Origin of the sequence: Streptomyces sp. NPDC006476, assembly GCF_040612015.1 — a bacterium.
GTDB lineage: Bacteria > Actinomycetota > Actinomycetes > Streptomycetales > Streptomycetaceae > Streptomyces > Streptomyces griseorubiginosus_B.
The window spans coordinates 1-1,373 of the sequence record NZ_JBEXPK010000304.1 but is presented as its reverse complement, the minus strand read 5'-3'; the positions used below and the strand labels follow the sequence as shown (position 1 = coordinate 1,373).

The window sequence follows — 1,373 nt, the reverse complement described above, 5'->3', positions numbered from 1 at the left end:
CGTCACAGGAGCACGCGATCGGAGCCGGTGTCGGCGAGGAGTCGTGCGGTCTGGGGGGATGGGTGGTGCAGCCGCAGGGACGCGTGGTTGCCGGCGGCGTGCCGGGACGCGTCGAGGAAGACGCGCAGGCCGCTGTTGTCGCAGCGGCCGACGGTGGTCAGATCGACGTCGATGGTGGTGATGCCGTCGTACAGGCACCGCTCCAGAGCGGTCCGCACCTGGGGCGCGGTGGCCGGGTCGATCTCCCCGGCGAGGGTGATCAGTGCTCGGCTGCCCCGGTCGTGCCGGTAGATGTTCAGCGGCGGAAGAGTCATGACGCCTCGGTTCGGATGCCCCGTTTCGTGGTTCCCTGCCGGCTTTGCGGCTGGTCACCTGTGGTGCGTGGTAGGACTGCGGCGGCGACGTGCCGGGAAGCGGCCGCGGCCGCCGTCGCGGTGGTCGCGTCGTTCGCCGGGGGCCGGCCGCTGATACGGGTCCGGTCCCACCGGGGGCTGCGGCGTGCCGCGGCCGCGGCGGCCGGGCAGGCGGGCGCTGTACGGGTGCACGGCGATTCGGTCGGCGTGCTGGATGTTGAGCCGGTGGATCGTGTATGCCGCGGCTGTGATGAGGACCAGGAAGGCGGCGGTTGTCAGGAAGGCGTTCATGGCGGCCACCTCACCTACCGATGATCAGGCGGCCGGTCCGGCCGGGGGGAGGGGTCTGTTGCGGGACGGCCGCTGACACCGCCACCGCGGCGGCGCCGCCCTCGTACTCCCATGCCTCGTCCGGGTCCAGTGGCTCGTCGGCCGTCGGGACGGCGTGCCGGGCCTCGTCCGCGGCGATGAGGGCGCTCGCGGTCAGTGGCGGGCCGTCGGGGTCGGACGCGGCAGCCATCAGCCGGGCCGCCGTCTGCGGCCCGGTTTCGGGCGGGATGATCAGCAGGTCCCAGCGGCCGGTGCCGTAGGAGAGCAGCAGCAGTTTGTGCGGGTCGATCTCCGGGGTGAACCAGCCGACCTTGACGATGTGGCCGTGCACGGGAACCTTGGGCGGGATGACCGGCCAGTGTTCCGGGTTGACGGCGATGCGGGTGATGCGGCCGAACAGGGGGTCCAACACGTCGGTGAGGGCGGGCAGTTCGCTCAGCAGATCCCGGGAGCGGGGCCACCAGGCGCCGTCGAGGAGTCCGCGGGAGGTGCCGTCGCTCTTCAGGGTGACACGCGCGGCCGGGGCTGCGACGGGCTCGGGGTGCGGCAGGGGTGGAAGCAAGGTCGCCGACATGATGCGGACCCGTCTCCGGGCCGCCGCTGCGGCGGCCCGGGTTTCATGGTGCGCCGAGAACGACCCGGCGTGGAAGCCGGTGTGCGAAATGCTCTCGGTACTGCCCACACTACTCC

3 protein-coding genes are annotated in these 1,373 nt (G+C 72.4%); all 3 read right to left on the bottom strand.

Annotated elements, in window-relative coordinates:
* Positions 1 to 2: 2 nt before the first annotated feature.
* Genes ABZZ74_RS54205 through ABZZ74_RS54195 form a run of 3 tightly spaced genes read right to left on the bottom strand, consistent with a single transcriptional unit; the run spans position 3 to position 1,365 of the window.
* Positions 3 to 314 carry an STAS domain-containing protein gene (locus ABZZ74_RS54205; protein ID WP_356951452.1) on the bottom strand — a complete coding sequence of 104 codons (312 nt, stop codon included), beginning with the start codon at positions 312 to 314 and terminating at the stop codon, positions 3 to 5.
* A gap of 54 nt (positions 315 to 368) precedes the next feature.
* The gene (locus ABZZ74_RS54200; protein ID WP_356951451.1) at positions 369 to 644 is read right to left on the bottom strand and encodes a hypothetical protein; all 276 of its coding nucleotides are present in this window, start codon (positions 642 to 644) and stop codon (positions 369 to 371) included.
* 10 nt (positions 645 to 654) lie between these two features.
* A complete protein-coding gene (locus ABZZ74_RS54195; protein WP_356951453.1) occupies positions 655 to 1,365 on the bottom strand; it encodes a DUF5994 family protein in 711 nt (236 codons plus the stop codon).
* Between the last annotated feature and the right edge of the window lie 8 nt (positions 1,366 to 1,373).